Source organism: Thermostichus sp. MS-CIW-26, from assembly GCF_054059115.1.
Window position 1 is genome coordinate 59,608 of record NZ_JBSSBV010000002.1, and the last position, 17,890, is coordinate 77,497.

Here is a 17,890-nt window from a genome sequence, read left to right on the forward strand (position 1 = left end):
GACACCCCCAATCGACCGTTACCAGTGCCTTAAACAACCGTTCCTGGTGTCCGCAGTATTATTATATCACAAGTTATATCACAAGGCAAGTGAAGTTGTGTATTCCTCCCGATACTGACTTAATCTGCGCTGGTGCTGCTTTAACCTCCTTTCGCTGCGTCTGAGAAACTTTGGACACTCTACAGAGTTGCCGTTCTGGTCGGTGTAGAAAGCCTTCCAGCCCAAGTCAATGCCAATAACATTGCCTGTGTATTCTCCCTGCTCCTTGCGCTCCACATCCAAGCAGAACTGGGCATAGTACCCATCTGCCCTGCGTATCACCCGCACCCGATTGATTTTGGAGTTTAGGATATGGTGTCTTGCCTCACCATTGCAGTACAAGGCAAATGTTCCTGCGTTGAAGCCGTCGGTGAACGTGATGGACATGCCGTCAGGAGACAGCTTCCAGCCGGACAGCTTGTACTCGACCGACCGACAGTTCTTCTTGAACTGCGGATAGCCTTTCCTTGGCTCTTTGTTCTTGCAACGGCGGTAGAAGTTGGAGAGGGCAGACCAAGCTCTTTCGGCACTAGCTTGACGGGCGGCAGAATTGAGCTGGCGGGCGAAGGGGAACTCTTTGGCCAAGTCCTTGCAGAGGGAATACAGAACCGCTTTGGTCGCGCCCCGGTTATCCATCCAGTACCGTAGACACTTGTTTTGCACAAACTGCGCAGTGCGAATGGCTTCATCCAGAGCTTGGTACTGCTCTGCTGTGCCGTTGAGCAGCTTGGCTTCTCTGACCAACATATTGCTATTTTAAAGTGCTACGCACCGCTACCGCGAACAGCGTTCCTGAAGGGATAAAACGGTCTGCGCCTTACATCCCTGCCCTCAAGGGCAGGGCTTTACGGCGTTTTTTCGGTAAAACTGCAGGGAGCGCTCCAGGTTGCCGACGCGGATCATGGTGTGGAGAAGGCGCATGGCACAAGCTCCGAGAAATGGGCGATGCTGCACTTATTTTAGTCTTTGACCTTTTAGTCTTTAGACCGCTGAGGATCCCTTGATGAGCCAAACGCCTCTGCAACGCACCCCCTTGTTCTCCCTTCATCAAGCTTTGGGGGCGCGATTTGTCTCTTTTGCCGGCTGGGAAATGCCGCTGCAGTATCGGGGAGTGATAGCAGAACATCGGGCAGTGCGGGAGAGGGTGGGGACATTCGACATTTCCCACATGGGCAAGTTCACCCTCTGGGGGCCGGAGCTGGGATCCCACCTCAGCCGTCTGGTTCCCAGCGATCTGAGCGCCGTTCCTGTGGGATCCGGTCGCTACACCGTCCTGCTCAATCCACTGGGGGGCATTTTGGATGATGTCATCTTCTACCGGCATCCACCGGAGGGTGAGCTGGAGCACTGGAGCGTGATCGTCAATGCAGCTACCCGGCAGAAGGATTGGGATTGGCTCAACCACCACTTCCAAGGGATCCCCGGAGTCAACCTTCAGGATCACTCCGACACTCGGGTCTTGTTGGCGGTGCAGGGGCCGGCAGCCGAACAGGTTCTCCAGCCCTTTTTGGAGGGATCCCTGAAGGCTTTGCGCCGGTTTCAGCACGGTCAGTTTGCCGGAGCGGCGGGAGCCTTGGGAGAGTCTATCTTCGTGGCCCGCACTGGCTACACCGGAGAAGATGGCTTTGAAGTCATGCTCAGCCCCGAAGACGGCATCCGCCTTTGGGAGCAACTGATTCAGGCCGGCGTACAACCCTGTGGGCTGGGCTGCCGCGATACCCTGCGCCTGGAGGCTGCCTTCCATCTTTACGGGCAGGACATGGACGAGAGCACCACTCCCTTAGAAGCCGGCTTGGGCTGGTTGGTGAACAACCCAGGGGACTACATCGGCAAGCCCGCCATCGAAAGCCAACGGCAGCAAGGGATCCCTCGCCACCTGGTGGGGTTTCGCATGCTGCATCCGGCCATCCCCCGCAGCGGCTATGCCATCTACGCTCCCAACTCCCCTGAGCCGATCGGACGGGTAACCAGCGGCACCCATTCTCCCAGTTTGGGCTACGGCATCGGCTTGGGCTATGTCGCTCCGGCTTGGGCCAAGGTGGGATCCCGGCTGGAAATTGAAATTCGGGGGCAGCGCCAGCCTGCCGAAGTGGTGAAAAAACCTTTCTACAGTGCTGCGCACCGCTGACGCAAACGGTTACAGGTTCCCGTTAACCCAGGGTTTGGCAGCTTTGGGCGTGGAGTATTCCTGTTGCAGCCGCCGCAATTTCCGCAAGGCCCGCCGCTCAATTTGTCGGACTCGCTCTCGCGAAAGGCCGATGTGCTCCCCAATTTCCCGCAGCGTTAGGCCCCTCGATCCATCCAGCCCATAGCGAGCCACGATCACCTGTCGTTCTCGTTCACTCAGTTGGCCCACCAGCGCGCGGACTTCCTCTCGACGGGCAAGCTGGGTTAGGTGTTCAACAGGGTCGTTGTCTTCATCTGGGATGAAGTGCTGCAGCTCGGTGCCGTCTTCATCCCCTACCCCCACATTCAAGGAACGCATCTCTGCCATGTGGCGGGTGATCAGCTCCCGGTAGTTATCGCCAATATCCAGAGAATCAAAAACTTCTTCCGCTTGGGGACGGGATCCCCTTTCGGCAGATAACTCGCGGTAGCGCCGCTTCACCTGGGAGACCTTTTCGTACATGTGGGCCGGCAGACGGATCATCCGCCCCTTGTTTTGGATGCCCCGGTTCACGCTTTGCCGGATCCACCAAGTGGCATAGGTGGAGAACTTGTAGCCACGGGTGGGATCGAACTTTTCCACGGCGCGGGTGAGGCCGATGGTGCCTTCCTGAATCAGATCCAGAAACGGCAAGCCTCGATTGCGATAGCGCTTGGCAATCGACACCACCAAGCGGAGGTTACACTCCACCATTCGTTTCTTGGCTGCTTCCCCCTGCCGCAGGATCTGCTGCAGCTCTGCTAAAGGGATCCCCAGCCGCTGGCTCCAACCTTCCACAGACTCATGGGGCTGCCGTTGCTCCAAGAGCGTCACCATCCGCTGCACCTGGTGAGCCAGGCGGAGCTCTTCTTCAGCGGTGAGCAACGAGTAGCGGCCAATCGTCTTTAAGAAACGCCCCACCGCATCTTGCAAGTCAAGACTTTCTGACATATCAAACCCCACACCATAAATTCATGTCCTGTCAGAATCGCCACTTCTCCTGTTGTTGCATCAAGCCGTCTTCCTGTGTGAAGCTGACCTTTCTGCAAACAGCACCTTATTCATACCAGCACAAAAGCCCTTTCGTAAAGGCTTTAACTCTAAAAACTTGAGCCAGAATCGAGTGCTTGACTCACTAAATTTATTGAGTCTGGCTCACTAGACTCTATTAGGAGCGTCTAGCTGCCCATTTTGTTGATTAAAAACTCTACTAAAAGGGTGGCCGAGAAATTAACCATTTCATAAGCCTGGATTTAAGGCTTAGGAAAGTTACGAAAGATTGTTCTAAACAATCAACAAGTTTTTGATGCCAAATCAGATTGCTCATAAGCTAAGAAAGCAAATTTTTTCACTCATTTTGTTAGAACTAGAAATGGATATTTCTGTTTGCAGAACTATCGGAAGGGCTTGCTCGGCAGGGAATAGAAAGGTTCATCAGCAGGTTTTTGGAATGCCTTGAGGTGAATTTGGCACGTCATCGCCGACAACCTCAGCCGGAAACAGATGAGGACGGATCCCTGTGGGACGGGTTTTTGCTTCTGCCTCTAAACCTAGTGGAAGTTATCGCCAATACTCGACTTTGGACACTAGATGCAGATCTAAGATTTCTGTATCACCGAACACGCTAGGCGCGGATCCCCGGCATCGGTGCTCTGCACCGCCATCGCCAACGCCGCAGCGCGCACCCACATAACAAGGCAGGTCAGGTCAACCCTGCTCTGAGCAGTCCAGCCGCCATCCAGGCCCAGGTGTGCTGCACTCTTAAGGGAAAAAATGGGAACTCCGTTCCGCTCGCGCGACCCGCTGCGGGATGGTTGACCAAAAAACTGGGTTTAAAGCCCCGCCCTAAGGCCTACGGCCCGCTGACGCGACTAGGGCGGCTTTGTGCTACGCTGCCTGCGACAGCAGGGTAGTCAGCCGCTTTAAAAGCCCAACAGTCTCACGACCGGATACAGCCTCGATAGGTTTTGTGGTTGTTGTTTGCAACGGTGCCTAGGGGCATAAGGACTCTGTCCCGCTGGCGCGAGAGGGAACCGCCCCGCATTCGCATCAGCGGCGCGGAGCGCTTGGGGGAACGCCTGGGGAGATGAGCACCGCTGCTTTGGAGGGGCAACCCAAGGCGGTAAGTGCTGCCGCAGAACCAGGAACCAGAATCTCCCGCCTTTAGGCAGGGGGTTATGTCAAATTTCTTCCATAACTGCAAGGGGGCTTTATAGTGAGGATCCCAATCTCCATCCGTCAAAGGATTGGATCTGCCATGTCTCACTTCACCACCCTGCAAGTGCAAATCAAAGACGCCGATCTCCTGGAAGAGACCCTGAAGGAATTGGGCTACGCCGTGCAGCGGGATACCAGCCTGCGGGGCTATCTCTGGAACCGCACCCGTGCCGACTTGGTGATCCGTCAGAAAAATGGCTTCGACATCGGGTTTCGCCGCAACGGGGATCACTACGAGCTGGTGGCCGATCTGTGGGGGGCGGGCATCGATCCCAAGACCTTTCTGGAGCCGATCTTGCAGCGCTATGCCCACAAAAGTTTGCTGCGCTCAGCCCGTGAGCAGGGCTATGCCATCGAGGCCGAAGAAGTGCTGGAGGATGGCACCATCCGCGTGGTGGTGGGGCGTTGGGTATAGCTAGGCCCATCGGCATCCGCCCATGGTAGGTAAGCCTCAGCCGGCTGTCAGGACTGACCAGGGATCCCGGCCCCAACCTTGGGATCTGGTGTTGGGGGGGCAAACGGCAACCGGGAGCGCCCCGGCCCATGCCTTGGTGTTGGGAGGTATCGAGGGGGCGCGGAGACGACTCGCCCATAGCGATGAAGCCGTGCGCTTAGCCACGCTATCCCAGTTGCTGCAGTACGGGTCGGCGGGCCTGGCCGAACTCATTGAAGCCCTCGCCGGCAATAGCTCTTGGGCAGTCCGCTTGGCAGCTTGGCGGCTGTTGTCTCAGCTTGGCCAGCCGGAGGCAGAACGGGCCTGTCGCACCTACAGCCCTTTTCGCCCGGTGGGGGGAGCGCAAGGGGTGATCGTGGCCTATCGGCGGGGGGAGCGGGATTTTGCCTATGCAGACCTGGAGGGAGCCGACCTTCAAGAAGCACGGCTGGGGGGGATCAACCTGTGGGAGGCCAACCTGAGGCGGGCCAACTTGCGCTTTTGCAACTTCAACGGCGCCCGGCTGCGGCAAACGGATTTGCGCCAAGCGGATTTGCAAGGGGCCAAGCTGAGCGGAGCCGACTTACAGGGAGCCGACCTGCGGGGATCCGACCTGAGGGGGGTAAAAGTTAGCGGCACCAGCCTGCGGGGATCCCAGCTTTCGGAAGAGACCCACCTAGAAGAACGGGTGCGCCACATCTGGCAGTTGCAGAACTGGGGGGGACAGGGACAGGATTTCTCCGGCCAAGACCTGAGCAAAGCCGATCTGCGGGAACTGGTGCTCTGTCAGATCCGGCTGAGGGGAGCGGATCTGAACCGGGCCGATCTGCGTGGATCCAACCTAGAGGGAGCGGACTTGGGGGGAGCCAACCTACAGCGAGCGGACTTGCGGGGGGCCAACTTGCAAAATGCCGACCTGGAAGGGGCCAATCTCAGCGGCGCCGAGCTGCGTCAGGCCCAGTTTCAGGGGGCTAACCTGCGGCGGGCCGATGTCAGCGGGGCCAACCTAACCCAAGCCAACCTGGAAGGAGCTCAGATCGAAGGGTTAAAGCACAGCGGATCCCGGATTGCCGGCTTGATCTTTCCCGACGGCACCCCGATCAAGCCCTGGTGGTGGTAACAGGTGCCTACCGCTCACCCAATGAGCCAAATCCAAAGGAATCCCAAGATCCCCCGGCAATTGGGCAAACCCGGATCACCATAGGAGTAGAGATACCTATGGGGTACAGCTATGGTTCTGGCAGAACAGCTCTCGACAAAACCGCTCACCGCCGACGAGCTTCGCAAAATGGATGCCTACTGGCGGGCCGCCAACTATCTGTCGGTCGGGCAAATCTATTTGATGGACAACCCGCTGCTGCGAGAACCCCTAAAACTGGAACATGTGAAGCCACGCCTGCTGGGGCACTGGGGCACCACACCCGGGTTGAACTTCATCTACGTGCATCTCAACCGCATCATCAAACGGGAAAACCTCAACATCCTCTACATCACCGGCCCCGGCCACGGTGGCCCTGCTCTAGTGGCCAACACCTACTTGGAAGGCACCTACAGCGAGGTGTATCCCAACATCGGCCAAGACGCCGAAGGCATGCGCAAGCTGTTCAAGCAATTCTCCTTCCCCGGCGGCGTGCCCAGCCATGTAGCCCCGGAAACCCCCGGCTCCATCCACGAGGGGGGAGAACTGGGCTATGCCCTGGCCCACGCCTTTGGGGCTGCCTTTGATAACCCCGATCTGCTGGTGGCCTGTGTGGTGGGGGATGGAGAAGCGGAAACCGGCCCCTTGGCCGCTTCCTGGCATTCCAACAAGTTCCTCAACCCCATCCACGATGGAGCAGTGCTGCCGATTCTGCACCTGAACGGCTACAAGATCGCCAATCCCACCGTTTTGGCCCGCCTCAGCCGTGACGAGCTGCAAAATCTGTTTGTGGGCTACGGCTACAAACCCTACTTCGTAGAAGGCTGCGAGCCGGCAGAGATGCACCAGTTGATGGCCGCCACTTTGGACACGGTGATCCACGAGATCCAAGAAATCCAGCAGCATGCCCGCAGCAAAGGGGATCCCACTCGTCCCCAGTGGCCGATGATCATCCTGCGCACTCCCAAAGGCTGGACCGGCCCCAAAGAGGTGGACGGCAAAAAGGTGGAAGATTTCTGGCGCTCCCACCAAGTGCCCCTGGCGGATCTGGCCAAAAAACCGGAGCACCTCAAGGCTCTGGAGGACTGGATGCGCAGCTACAAGCCGGAAGAACTCTTCGATGAAAATGGCCGTCTGCTGCCGGAGCTGCAAGAGCTGGCCCCCAAAGGGGAAAAACGCATGGGGGCTTTGCCCCACGCCAACGGCGGCCTGCTGACGCGGGAGCTGAAAATGCCGGATTTCCGTCGCTACGCCGTGCCTGTCCCCCGCCCCGGCACCACCGAAGCCGAAGCCACCCGAGTTCTGGGGCAATTTCTGCGGGATGTGATGAAGCTCAACCCCCACAACTTCCGCCTCTTTGGCCCCGACGAGACGGCTTCCAACCGCTTGGATGCTGTGTTTGAGGCCAGCGACCGCACCTGGGTAGCTCCCATCTACGATTGCGACGAGCACCTCTCCCCAGATGGACGGGTGATGGAGATCCTCAGCGAGCACGTCTGTCAGGGCTGGCTAGAAGGCTATCTGCTGACCGGGCGACACGGGTTCTTCTCCTGTTACGAAGCCTTTATCCACCTGGTGGACTCGATGTTCAACCAACACGCCAAATGGTTGAAAACCACTCGGCACATTCCTTGGCGGCGGCCCATCCCTTCCCTCAACTACCTGCTGACTTCCCACGTGTGGCGGCAGGATCACAACGGCTTCAGCCATCAGGATCCCGGCTTTTTGGATCACGTGGTCAACAAAAAGGCCGAAATCATCCGCGTCTACCTGCCCCCGGATACCAATACTTTGCTCTCGGTGGCCGACCACTGTCTGCGCAGTCGCCACTACGTGAATGTGATCGTGGCGGGCAAACAGCCGGCCCTGCAGTACCTGGACATGGATGCGGCCATCAAGCACTGCACCCAGGGCTTGGGCATCTGGGAATGGGCCAGCAACGATCAGGGTTCAGAGCCGGATGTGGTCATGGCCTGCTGTGGCGATGTGCCGACGATGGAAACCCTGGCGGCGGTGGACTTTTTGCGGCAGCACCTGCCGGAGATCAAGATCCGGGTGGTGAACGTGGTGAACCTAATGAAGCTGCAGCCGCCCAGCGAACACCCCCACGGCATTAGCGACAAGGAGTTTGTCAGTATCTTCACCCCCGACAAGCCCATCGTGTTTGCCTTCCACGGCTATCCTTGGCTCATCCACCGCCTCACCTACCGCCGTCCCAACCACCACAACTTGCACGTGCGCGGCTACAAGGAGGAGGGCACCACCACCACCCCCTTCGACATGTGTGTCCTCAACGAGGTGGATCGCTTTAACTTGGCCAACGACGTCTTGGAGCGGGTGGATCGCTTCAAGTACCGGCGGGATCACGTCCAGCAGCTTATCCGGGACAAGCTGGTGGAGCACAAGCAGTACATCTGCAAACACGGGGAAGATCTGCCGGAGGTGCGCAACTGGAAGTGGCCCTACTGAAGGGATCCCCACTCAACTAACTTTCGCCTCTGAGCTCTGGCAGGATAGAGTTTTTGAGGGTTTGGAGGTTGAGGGTGTGAGGGGTTCAGAAAGAGTGGATGCGGATACACTTCCCGATCTGGAGCTGGAAGAAACAGAGTGGGGCGGGATGGCGCTCTCGCTGGGGCTGGGTTTAGCCCTCTCGGCCCTTGTGATTGGGATCCGCCCCCAGGTGGTCGTTCCTTTTGGATTGAGCGCGTTGGGTTCGGCCCTGCTGGGATCCCTGCTCATCCCCGGGTTGCGGCGCTGGAAGGCGGGGCAAGTGATCCGCCAGGAGGGGCCCCAATCCCACCAGAAAAAAGCAGGCACACCCACCATGGGCGGGATCAGCTTTTTGCCCGTGGGGCTACTGGTGGCCGGGATCTGGAGCGGCTGGGATCCCCATTGGCTGGCCGTCGCGCTGCTCACGCTGGCCTACAGCTTTGTCGGCTGGCTGGACGATTGGCTGGTGATCCGACAGCAATCCAACAAGGGGTTGTCTCCCCAACACAAGCTGTTGCTCCAGGTGGGAGTTGCCCTTGGGTTTTGTGTCTACCTGGCCTGGCAGGGGATCCCGACCAGTCTGACCTTGCCGGGGATAGGCACCCTCTCTCTGGGCTGGCTGTTCTGGCCCTTGGCCCTGTTTGTGTTGGTGGGCACCAATAATGCCGTAAACCTCACCGATGGTATGGACGGCTTGGCGGCAGGGGTGGTGGCCATCCTGCTGATTGGGCTGGGGCTCCTTCACAGGGATCCAGAGCTATCGGTGTTGGCTTTCACCCTGAGCGGTGCCTGCTTGGGGTTCCTGGTTCACAACCACCACCGGGCGCGGCTGTTCATGGGCGATACCGGATCCCTGGGGTTGGGGGGCGCTCTGGCCGGGTTGGCGCTGCTGGGGGATCAGCTCTGGGCCTTGGCCCTGATGGGGGGAGTGCTGGTGGCAGAGGCGCTGTCGGTGATGCTGCAGGTGGGCTACTTCCAATACACCAAACGCAAAACCGGCACAGGCAGACGGCTGTTGCGCATGTCGCCCTTGCACCACCATCTGGAGCTGGGGGGCTGGTCGGAGGTGCAGGTGGTGGGATCCCTCTATGGGATAACGGCGCTGCTGGTGGGGCTGGGCTGGGCCTGGTGGCACTGGACCGGAATGTGAGTTCGAGCTGGGGATCCACCGGGATTCCAATGGGGGCCTGACCTCAAACGGGTTGTTCGGCGTGGGAAATGGCCACCGGCAGATCGGCCCCCACCCGCTAAGTCCCGGGATCCCTTCTGTTGTGAGGAAAACGCAAAGATTACTGACCGATGTTTGTTCCCTGTCAAATTTCCAACTGAATCTTTTACATTCACCGTTGCAGATCGGGGATCGCTGTAACGTATAGATATGAACTTAAGTTAACATTGCCTTCCCCTGTAACCCAGTTGGAGGCCTCTAAAAGGAGTGTAATCTCATGATGCCGAGTGGCTCCAAAAATTCCGATAGGCCAGCGGCACAGTCAGGGCACAGCGATTTGGTCTCCGACCCGCCGATGCAAGCGGCTCCTTCTCCGGCAGGTGCTGCTGAGCTTTCCTCTGCGCGGCCGTACGTGGTGTTGCACGGCCATTTCTATCAGCCGCCCCGAGAGGATCCCTGCCTCAACCGCATTCAGCGACAGCCGAGCGCCAGCCCCTTTCACGACTGGAACGAGCGCATTTGGGCGGAATGTTACCGCCCCAACGCCTTTGCCCGCGTTCTGGACGACCAAGGACGGGTGGTGCGCATTGTCAACAACTATGAATTCCTGAGTTTTAACTTCGGCCCCACTCTCCTCTCTTGGTTAGAGGAGCATGACATTGAAGTTTACCAACGCATTTTGGCCGGCGACCGTCTCAGCGCCGAGCGGCTTGAGGGTCATGGCAATGCCATTGCCCAAGTGTACAACCACGTCATCCTGCCCCTGGCCAACGAGCGAGACAAGTACACCCAGATCCGCTGGGGAATTGCCGATTTCCAACACCGCTTCGGGCGCCATCCCCAGGGCATGTGGCTGGCCGAAACCGCTATCGATGCAGCAACGGTCACAGCCTTGGTTGAGTGTGGGATCCGCTTCGTCATTTTGGCCCCCAGCCAAGCGCAGCGCATTCGCCCCTTGGGACAAACCGAGTGGATCGATGTCAGCCAAGGCCAGATCGATCCCCGCCGGCCCTACCGCTGCTTTACCCCCGACCGGGAGGGGTACTTGGATATTTTCTTTTTCGATGGCCCCATTTCCCGTGACTTGGGCTTTGGGGATATCGTTTACAGTACTTATTCGCTGGCGGAGCGGATCCGTTCCGCTCTGCGCTCGGACAAAGAGGGGGAAGCCTATCTGGTCAACTGTGCCACCGATGGCGAGACTTTTGGCCACCACAAGCGGGGTGTAGAACGCACACTGGCCTATGCCTTTTGCGAGGAATTTCCCCGCCGGGGCTGGCAGGTGGGCAATTACAGCCATTTTCTCAGCCAACATCCCCCCACTTGGGAGGTGCAACTGAAACCGGTCACCGCCTGGAGCTGTGCCCACGGGGTAGGACGGTGGTCGCGAGACTGTGGCTGTGGAGCGGTGGGAGGGTGGCACCAACGCTGGCGGCAACCGCTGCGGGAGGCCCTCAACTGGCTGCGGGATCAGCTAGCCGAGATCTACGAGACAGAAGCCAGAGCCTACCTGCGGGATCCCTGGCTGGCGCGGGATCGTTACATCGAGGTGATTTTGGATCGGGAGCGCTGTGATGCCTTTTTGCAGGAGCACCAAAGCCACCGCCTCACCGCTGAAGATCGGGTGCAGGTCTTGCGTCTGTTGGAGATGCAGCGCTACAGCCAGTTGATGTTCACCAGTTGTGGCTGGTTTTTCGAGGAGCTATCCCGTCCTGAAGGGGTGCAGATCCTGCGCTACGCGGCACGGGCTATCCAGTTGGCAGCAGCAGTGGCGGATGTCAACCTAGAAGAGGAGTTTTTACAGCGCCTGAGCAAGGCCCCCAGCAACCTCGACCTCTACAGAGACGGCAAGGGGGTCTATTGCGCCTTGGTGCGCCCCAGCTTGATCAGCCCGCAGCGGCTGGTGGCCCGGCACGCCATGTTTTCCCTGTTTAACGGGATCCCCCGTTCCCAAGGATATGTGCTGGATCAAGTGGATCAAGAGCGCCTGACGATAGGCGGGTCGACACTGGCTATCGGGCGGGTGAAGCTCACTTTTCCCACCACCCGCGAAGAGCACGATCTAATCTACGCCATGCTCCATCTCGGCGGCTGGGACTTTCAATGTGGCGTCAAGCCGTTCGCTGGGCGGCGCATCTACGAGCAGATAAAAGCGCGGCTGCTGGCCGGATCCCACAGTCGGATCCAGATGATCCTGATCCTGCAAGATCTGTTTGGGCCGGAAACCTTCGACTTGAACGCCCTCGACGACGAAGATCGGCAGCAGATGATGCGCTGGCTCACTCAAGATACCCTAGACCGCCTGGCCCAGCTCTACCGCCAAACCTACCTGGACAATTACGGGGTCTTGATGGCCTTTCGGGCCGACGGCCTGCCGATCCCGGAAGAGTTGTTGGCTGCCACTCAGATCACCCTCAACCAACGCCTGTTGACCAGTTTGCGGGCGATGGAAATGGAAGAGGGCAAGCGGGATCACCTGCTGGAATTGCGGGCAATTGTGCGCGAGGCCGAGCAGTTGGGGTGTCAGTTGCGGCGGGAAGAGGCAGCCCGGGTTCTGGATCGGCTCCTACAGCGGGGGATGTGGCACCTTGCCCACGCTTTTGAGCCGGAGACCTTCGGCGAACAGCTCTACAACCTGGAAGAATGGCTGCAATTGGCTGCAGACCTGCGCCTGCCCATCAACTTGGATCGCCTGCAAGAGCTCTATCTGACAGCGCTGGAGCGTCAAATTGGCCCGCGTTGCCCAGCTTGGCCCCAAGAAGACTGCCGAGACATTTCTGCCGAAAACCTGCACCGCCTCTTACAGGTTGGGCAGCGGATTCGGGTTAACGTCAACGCCTGGCTGCGTCACTTACAACTCCAAGATTAGGGTCATTTCAATTCAAAATAGGACACTGCACCTACACCCAAAACGTTGGTCGCGTCGTCGCATCTTCGCGTCAGCATTGCGGAGCAATAATGCACAGGCTTGTAGGGCTTTTCTCAGCAGCCCAGGCGTCTCACCCTGACCCGAAAAACTACCAGTTGACAGCTAAGTGAACTTCAAGCCTATCGGGATGACAGGATTCGAACCTGCGACCCCTTCGTCCCGAACGAAGTGCGCTACCAAGCTGCGCTACATCCCGACTGACAGGCCCCTTTAACCGCCCGCCGAAGCTCAACAAGTATAGCACGCCGGCTACGGACAATGAGGACAAGGGATCCCCAGCAGAGAAGGGGATCCGATCTGCGCTAAGCTGCAAAAATCCCCCCTCTCGTCAGCCCAAGTATGAATCCGTCTAAGGGTTTCCGCAAATCCAAGCCTGAGAAAAAACCGGCCAGCTCCAACACTGCCAAGCGCAAGGAAGCCGCCCAACGGTACGACGAGCTGAAAGCCAAGGGGATGCCGGAGTTCAACATCTTTGCCCGCCGTCGCCAGCCCGCGCCTGGCCAGCCCAACCCTTGGCTGCCGGTGGGATCCCTAGCAGTGGGGCGTTCCAGCGCCATTCACCAGGCCATTTTCCAAAACGAGGAAGAACTCAAAAAAGCAGCCGTCAGGCTGTTCCCCCGTCTTGGCAAAGTGAAAGACGAGCTGGAGTTTGGGTTTCGCCTCAAGGACAAGGACTTTCAGGACGAGCCGATCCAGGTGGCGATCCGCCCCCAGCCCTCGCCCCTTCAAGTTTGGGTGGCCAAGATGCGGAGCTGGTTGGGCCTCTCCAGCAAAGGAACCTCCAAAAAAGCTTAGACCGCCGCAAAGGCCCTGGGCAGCCAGCTCAAAATCAGAGGGTTGACCACCTCTGGGCGCTCGTCGTGGGGGCAATGGCCTGTATTGGGAATGGGCAAGAACTGGTAGTCGATCCCTTTCACGTGGTTTTGAAAGCCGCGACCCCGTTGAATGGGCGTCCAGGGATCCCCTTCTCCCCAGAGCACCAACAGCGGGCAGCGCACCTGAGGCAATAGGGCTTCAGGAGTTGGGCCAGGGGGAGCGGTGAGAATCGAGGCAAACACCTGCTGAGCGCCCACATCACAGGAAGGGGCATAGAGAATCTCCACCAGCTCATCCGTAATGGCGGCGGGGTTGCGGTACACCTGCTCCAGAGTTGCGCGAATACGCTGCCGCTGCCGCACCCGATCGAACAAAAACGGCCCCGTCACCGGAGAAGCCGCCAGAGCGGTGAAAACACTCATGAAAAGGCGGAAAATCGGGTTGAGCTCATGGGAGCGATGGTTCAACCCCCCGGCGCAGTTGAGCAACACTGCTCCTGCCGTTAACTGGGGATGCCGGGCGGCCATGATCAAGCTGAGCAAGGCACCAATGGAATTGCCGATAAACACAGCAGGCTGCTGAATGTGCTGCTGCCAAAAATCCACCAGCAACTCCGCCCACAGATCCAAGGTGTAGGGGAGAGCAGGCTTGGCCGAGCCGCCAAACCCCAGCAAATCCAGGGCATAGACCCGGTATCCTGCCGCAGCCAGCACGGGGATGTTGTGCCGCCAATGGCCGATGGAAGCCCCAAATCCATGCACCAAGACCAGCGGGGATCCGGATCCCTGCACCACGTAGCGAATGGCATGTCCGCGCCAGCTCCAGACTTGGGGAGCAAAAGGAGCAATGGCCTCAGCCGCAGAACCGGCAGGAGAAGCAGTCAGCACAGCCTGAAAACAGACCCAGTTAAAGATGTAGGTAGAAACTCAGAGCCATCCCTGTTCATCATAGCTTCGGAATGCCTTTGTCTCCCGTCTCTACTGCCCTGCCTGCTGCTGCAGTTGCGGGTTCAGGTGCCGCCGAGGTGGGGTTGGGCCGGTCAACATGGGACGAAAGCATGCTGGACTTCTTGGGATCCCCGCCCTTGGCTGGATGGCATAGCACCCGGGGATCAGCTTTCGACCTCATTTCGACCTCATTATTTTGTAGATTTTGTAGCTCGGCTGGGTTGAGCAGAAAGAGCGCTGGGAAGCGCAACCCGTCCAAGGAGGTCGGAGCCGGAAGCCAGTTGGACAGGTTAAGGTGAAGAGACTGTTAAGATTCTTATGGTTTTGCTGTTGCCAAGGCAACACCGCACCAACTAACATCTCGCTACACTGCGACCGCTCATGATTCATCCTCTGCTGCAACGGCTGCACCAATCCACCCTGACCCCGCTGCGGGATATCCACTGGACGCCGGAATTGTTCGGAATCCTCTTGGTGTACTTTGTGCAGGGGGCGGTGGGGCTGGCACGGCTGGCCACCAGCTTTTACCTGAAGGATAGCTTGGGCCTCAGCCCGTCTCAGGTGGCGGCGTTGATGGGCGTTGCCATGAGCCCCTGGATCCTCAAGCCCCTCTACGGCCTGCTGTCGGATACCGTACCGGTGGCGGGCTATCGGCGTCGTCCCTACCTCTTGTTGTCAGGGCTTCTGGGGTGTGGGGCTTGGCTGGGGATGGCCCTGTGGGCACCGACGGCTGGTCTGGCCACCCTGTGGATGGTTTTGGGATCCCTGGCGGTGGCGGTAGGGGATGTAATCGTAGATTCGCTGGTGGTGGAGCGGGTACACGGCAGTGACTGGGCGGGGACGGGCACGCTGCAATCTTTAACTTGGGGAGCAACGGCCTTGGGATCCCTGCTCACCGCCTATTTGGGAGGAGCGCTCTTAGCCCATTATCCGCCGCAGGTGGTGTTTGGGCTGACGGCCTTTTTGCCGTTGTTCATCGCTCTGGCAGCTTGGGTTATTGCCGATCAACCGGTGGCGTTGTCCCAGGGCTGGGATCCCTTGCAACAACAGGTGGGGCAGGTGTGGCGGGCGCTGCGGCAACCCAGCATTTTGCTGCCGGTGCTGTTTGTGTTCGTTTGGCAGGCCACTCCCAGCGCCGATGCGGCTCTTTTTTACTTTGTCACCAACGATCTCGGCTTTGGGCCGGAATTTTTGGGTCAGGTGCGCTTGGTTACCAGCATCGCCAGTTTGCTGGGGGTAGGGATCTTCCAAGTGTACCTGCGGCGGCTCCCACTGCGGCCCCTGTTCGGCTGGATGACGGTGATCTCGGCAGGGTTGGGCCTGACCAGCCTTATCTTGGTCTATCACCTCAACCGGGATTGGGGCATCGACGATCATTGGTTTAGCTTGGGGGACAGCCTGGTGCTGACGGTGGCAGGACAAATTGCCTTTATGCCAGTGCTGGTCTTGGCCGCCCGCCTCTGCCCCCCTGGGATCGAGGCCACCCTCTTTGCTCTGCTGATGTCGGCCTTTAATTTGGCGGGGTTTCTCTCCCAAGAGCTGGGATCCCTGCTGATGCATGGGCTGGGGGTAACGGAGACCGATTTCAGCCGGCTGGGGCTGCTGCTGATCCTGACCAACCTTTCTACCCTCTTGCCCCTGCCGTTTTTGGGCTGGCTGCCGGAAGAGAGCATAACCCTTGGCGGAGCAGAACTGGAGGCGGAAGCCCATGCCTCTCTGGAATCCTTTCTGCGGGATGTGCAGGCAGAAGAAGCGGAGACAGCCTTGGCGATGGAAGGGGTCTCTCTGGCCGAAACCGACCCAACCTAAAGGGACTCTGTCTGGCCTCGGGAAAGGCATACAGCCTCGGTGTCCAGCCGCTAAGATGGAGGGATGAGCTGGGTAGCCCCCACAACTCACTCGGATCTTTCACTTCAGGAGGGGACCGTGCTTCATCGTAGGATCTATCAACTCAGCCGCGAAGGCAAGGATGTGTGGATCTATCTGCGGGATCAGGGACGCTGGCTGGAACGGGCCAAGATCCTCGATATCGAAGGGGACACCATCCTAGTTCGCTACGAGACAGAAGATGAGGAGGAGATCTGCTCCTGGGAGGAGATGATTCGCCTGGAAAGCATTGGAGCTGTTGCTCAGCGCCTTTCCACCATTCCCAAGGGGATGCTCAGCACGTCAGATTTGCTCACCTCAGAAGACTGCCCTCCGGCTGAATTGCTGCATCCGCCACTGTTGCCTACCGAAGGAGAAGATCATCCCAGCAGCGAGCGCCTCGTGGAGGATTACTACCTGGATCGGGAGGCTCCTGCCGAGCTGCCGGTGCGCTCCAGTGGGGAAGATCTCAAACGGGCGGATCGTGCCCGGCACGATGCTGAAGGCACGGATTGAGTTCTCCGTTTGCCAGAGCGGCGCAGAAGAGCGCTTGACATCCTCAGGTTCAGACGCCAGCTCAGAAGCCTAGAGGTGGATGGCCCGGCCACGGCCAGAAAAGTTCTCTAGAGTTCACCTTGGCAGATGAAGGGGATCCCAAGGGCGGGATCTACTTTGCCAGGCCCTCAGTTGTGCAGGGTCGGATGGTCAGTGGGCCGTAGAACTCCTCTTGGCACAGCTCCACCTGAGAGCGGGCAGCCATTAGCAGCAATGACCAGAAGACTTGAATGGGGTGAATGGTCCCGCTGCTGCCGTTTTGATAGCTTTTTTGGCAAAAGTGTTGCTGGAGATCGACAAAGCTGATCTGGGTCAGACCCTGCTGCCAAAGCTGAGCCAGCAGAGATTCTAGCTCGGCGGTGGTTTCCAAAAGGTTTTCCGGGTGGGCTAGCTGAGTGATGGCCGACAGCGCTTGCTGGCGAGAAATCCGTTGGGCCAGCGGCTTTGGGGCAGCTTCGGGCTGGTGTTCCAGCAGGGTTTCCAGCTCTTGCAGGTGGGCGATGAGTTCTTTGAGGGTGATGGGCCGGGTACGTTGAAGACGGGGTGCTGCCCTGGGTTGCAACACGCGATCCAAGTGCGCCAAAGACCAGCTTGGCCAGGGATCCACTTCTACCTCCACCGGGCTGGGCTCACTTTCTTCTGCTTCCGGTTCTGCCAAAGCCATCGCCTTAAGATAGACCAACATGGCAGCGTGGAGCAGGGCTTGTCCCGACTCAGACAGGTCATGGCTGCTGCTGGTGGGAGCCATACGGGCCAGAAAGCGATCGATAACCTCGATGACCTGCACATCCCAGGGATCGATCTCGCCTCGTTCTGCCAAATCAATGAGCAGAGCAATTGCCTCTTCGGTCGGTGAGTAGGCCATAGCACCCCACAGCTCCCTGACCCTTACTGTAGCCCTCAGGCCGGATCCCGGCTATCTCTAGCCATCTCCCATGCCGATCCGAATCCTCTGGCTCAATCGCTGACGTGGTAATATAGAGATCCTGCTCTAGTCGATAGCTGCTAGAGTGGTATCTGCGGGCGGTTAGCACAGTGGTAGCGCACTTCCTTCACACGGAAGGGGTCACAAGTTCGAATCTTGTACCGCCCATACCCGCAAACCTGCTCCTGCAGCGAGCTTCAACAGTCCAAGTCCTTCTCCTG

At 58.7% G+C, this 17,890-nt stretch carries 14 protein-coding genes and 2 tRNA genes; 10 read left to right on the forward strand and 6 right to left on the reverse strand.

Annotated features, from left to right (window positions below):
- Positions 1-78: 78 nt before the first annotated feature.
- Entirely contained in the window at positions 79-786 is a 708-nt protein-coding gene (locus ACVWZU_RS01180; protein ID WP_011432770.1) for an RNA-guided endonuclease InsQ/TnpB family protein, read from the reverse strand.
- A gap of 84 nt (positions 787-870) precedes the next feature.
- Entirely contained in the window at positions 871-960 is a 90-nt protein-coding gene (locus ACVWZU_RS01185) for a VOC family protein (protein ID WP_457442931.1), read from the reverse strand.
- Between the two features lie 82 nt (positions 961-1,042).
- Between ACVWZU_RS01185 and gcvT the strand changes: the two genes are divergently transcribed.
- On the forward strand, positions 1,043-2,167 hold the full coding sequence (gene gcvT, locus ACVWZU_RS01190; protein WP_414413391.1) for a glycine cleavage system aminomethyltransferase GcvT: 1,125 nt from the start codon (positions 1,043-1,045) through the stop codon (positions 2,165-2,167).
- Between the two features lie 9 nt (positions 2,168-2,176).
- Here the strand turns inward: gcvT and ACVWZU_RS01195 are convergent, their stop codons facing one another.
- On the reverse strand, positions 2,177-3,136 hold the full coding sequence (locus ACVWZU_RS01195; RefSeq protein ID WP_011432772.1) for a sigma-70 family RNA polymerase sigma factor: 960 nt from the start codon (positions 3,134-3,136) through the stop codon (positions 2,177-2,179).
- A 1,306-nt stretch (positions 3,137-4,442) separates the two neighbouring features.
- On the opposite strand from ACVWZU_RS01195, the gene ACVWZU_RS01200 reads away from it, so the two are divergent.
- The 5 genes from ACVWZU_RS01200 (at position 4,443) to ACVWZU_RS01220 (ending at position 12,500) form a co-directional block, all read left to right on the forward strand.
- Positions 4,443-4,817 (forward strand): DUF1257 domain-containing protein, encoded by a 375-nt coding sequence (locus ACVWZU_RS01200; protein ID WP_414357757.1) that lies wholly within the window; start codon positions 4,443-4,445, stop codon positions 4,815-4,817.
- Between the two features lie 22 nt (positions 4,818-4,839).
- A complete protein-coding gene (locus tag ACVWZU_RS01205; RefSeq protein ID WP_457442933.1) occupies positions 4,840-5,955 on the forward strand; it encodes a pentapeptide repeat-containing protein in 1,116 nt (371 codons plus the stop codon).
- A gap of 111 nt (positions 5,956-6,066) precedes the next feature.
- Complete coding sequence (locus tag ACVWZU_RS01210) at positions 6,067-8,442, forward strand: phosphoketolase family protein (protein ID WP_457442935.1); 2,376 nt, start codon at positions 6,067-6,069, stop codon at positions 8,440-8,442.
- Between the two features lie 148 nt (positions 8,443-8,590).
- A complete protein-coding gene (mraY, locus tag ACVWZU_RS01215; RefSeq protein ID WP_457443029.1) occupies positions 8,591-9,613 on the forward strand; it encodes a phospho-N-acetylmuramoyl-pentapeptide-transferase in 1,023 nt (340 codons plus the stop codon).
- Positions 9,614-9,908: 295 nt separating this feature from the next.
- Positions 9,909-12,500, forward strand: coding sequence for a DUF3536 domain-containing protein (locus tag ACVWZU_RS01220; protein WP_457442937.1), 2,592 nt, complete (start codon positions 9,909-9,911; stop codon positions 12,498-12,500).
- Between the two features lie 182 nt (positions 12,501-12,682).
- On the opposite strand, the gene ACVWZU_RS01225 is transcribed toward ACVWZU_RS01220, so the two are convergent.
- Positions 12,683-12,756: transfer RNA gene (locus ACVWZU_RS01225), tRNA-Pro, on the reverse strand.
- A gap of 143 nt (positions 12,757-12,899) precedes the next feature.
- Between ACVWZU_RS01225 and ACVWZU_RS01230 the strand changes: the two genes are divergently transcribed.
- Positions 12,900-13,355: an HHL1-like protein gene (locus ACVWZU_RS01230; RefSeq protein ID WP_457442939.1), complete on the forward strand. Its 456-nt coding sequence runs from the start codon at positions 12,900-12,902 to the stop codon at positions 13,353-13,355.
- On the opposite strand, the gene ACVWZU_RS01235 is transcribed toward ACVWZU_RS01230, so the two are convergent.
- Positions 13,352-14,263 carry an alpha/beta fold hydrolase gene (locus ACVWZU_RS01235; protein WP_457442941.1) on the reverse strand — a complete coding sequence of 304 codons (912 nt, stop codon included), beginning with the start codon at positions 14,261-14,263 and terminating at the stop codon, positions 13,352-13,354. The two genes, ACVWZU_RS01230 and ACVWZU_RS01235, sit on opposite strands and share 4 nt — an antisense overlap.
- Positions 14,264-14,704: 441 nt before the next feature.
- On the opposite strand from ACVWZU_RS01235, the gene ACVWZU_RS01240 reads away from it, so the two are divergent.
- Positions 14,705-16,132: a folate/biopterin family MFS transporter gene (locus ACVWZU_RS01240; RefSeq protein ID WP_414389660.1), complete on the forward strand. Its 1,428-nt coding sequence runs from the start codon at positions 14,705-14,707 to the stop codon at positions 16,130-16,132.
- 117 nt (positions 16,133-16,249) lie between these two features.
- Positions 16,250-16,705, forward strand: coding sequence for a DUF6679 family protein (locus ACVWZU_RS01245; protein WP_011432782.1), 456 nt, complete (start codon positions 16,250-16,252; stop codon positions 16,703-16,705).
- Positions 16,706-16,856: 151 nt separating this feature from the next.
- On the opposite strand, the gene ACVWZU_RS01250 is transcribed toward ACVWZU_RS01245, so the two are convergent.
- Positions 16,857-17,609, reverse strand: coding sequence for a segregation/condensation protein A (locus ACVWZU_RS01250; protein ID WP_414349871.1), 753 nt, complete (start codon positions 17,607-17,609; stop codon positions 16,857-16,859).
- Positions 17,610-17,765: 156 nt separating this feature from the next.
- On the opposite strand from ACVWZU_RS01250, the gene ACVWZU_RS01255 reads away from it, so the two are divergent.
- Positions 17,766-17,837, forward strand: a tRNA-Val gene (locus tag ACVWZU_RS01255).
- Positions 17,838-17,890: the final 53 nt, after the last annotated feature.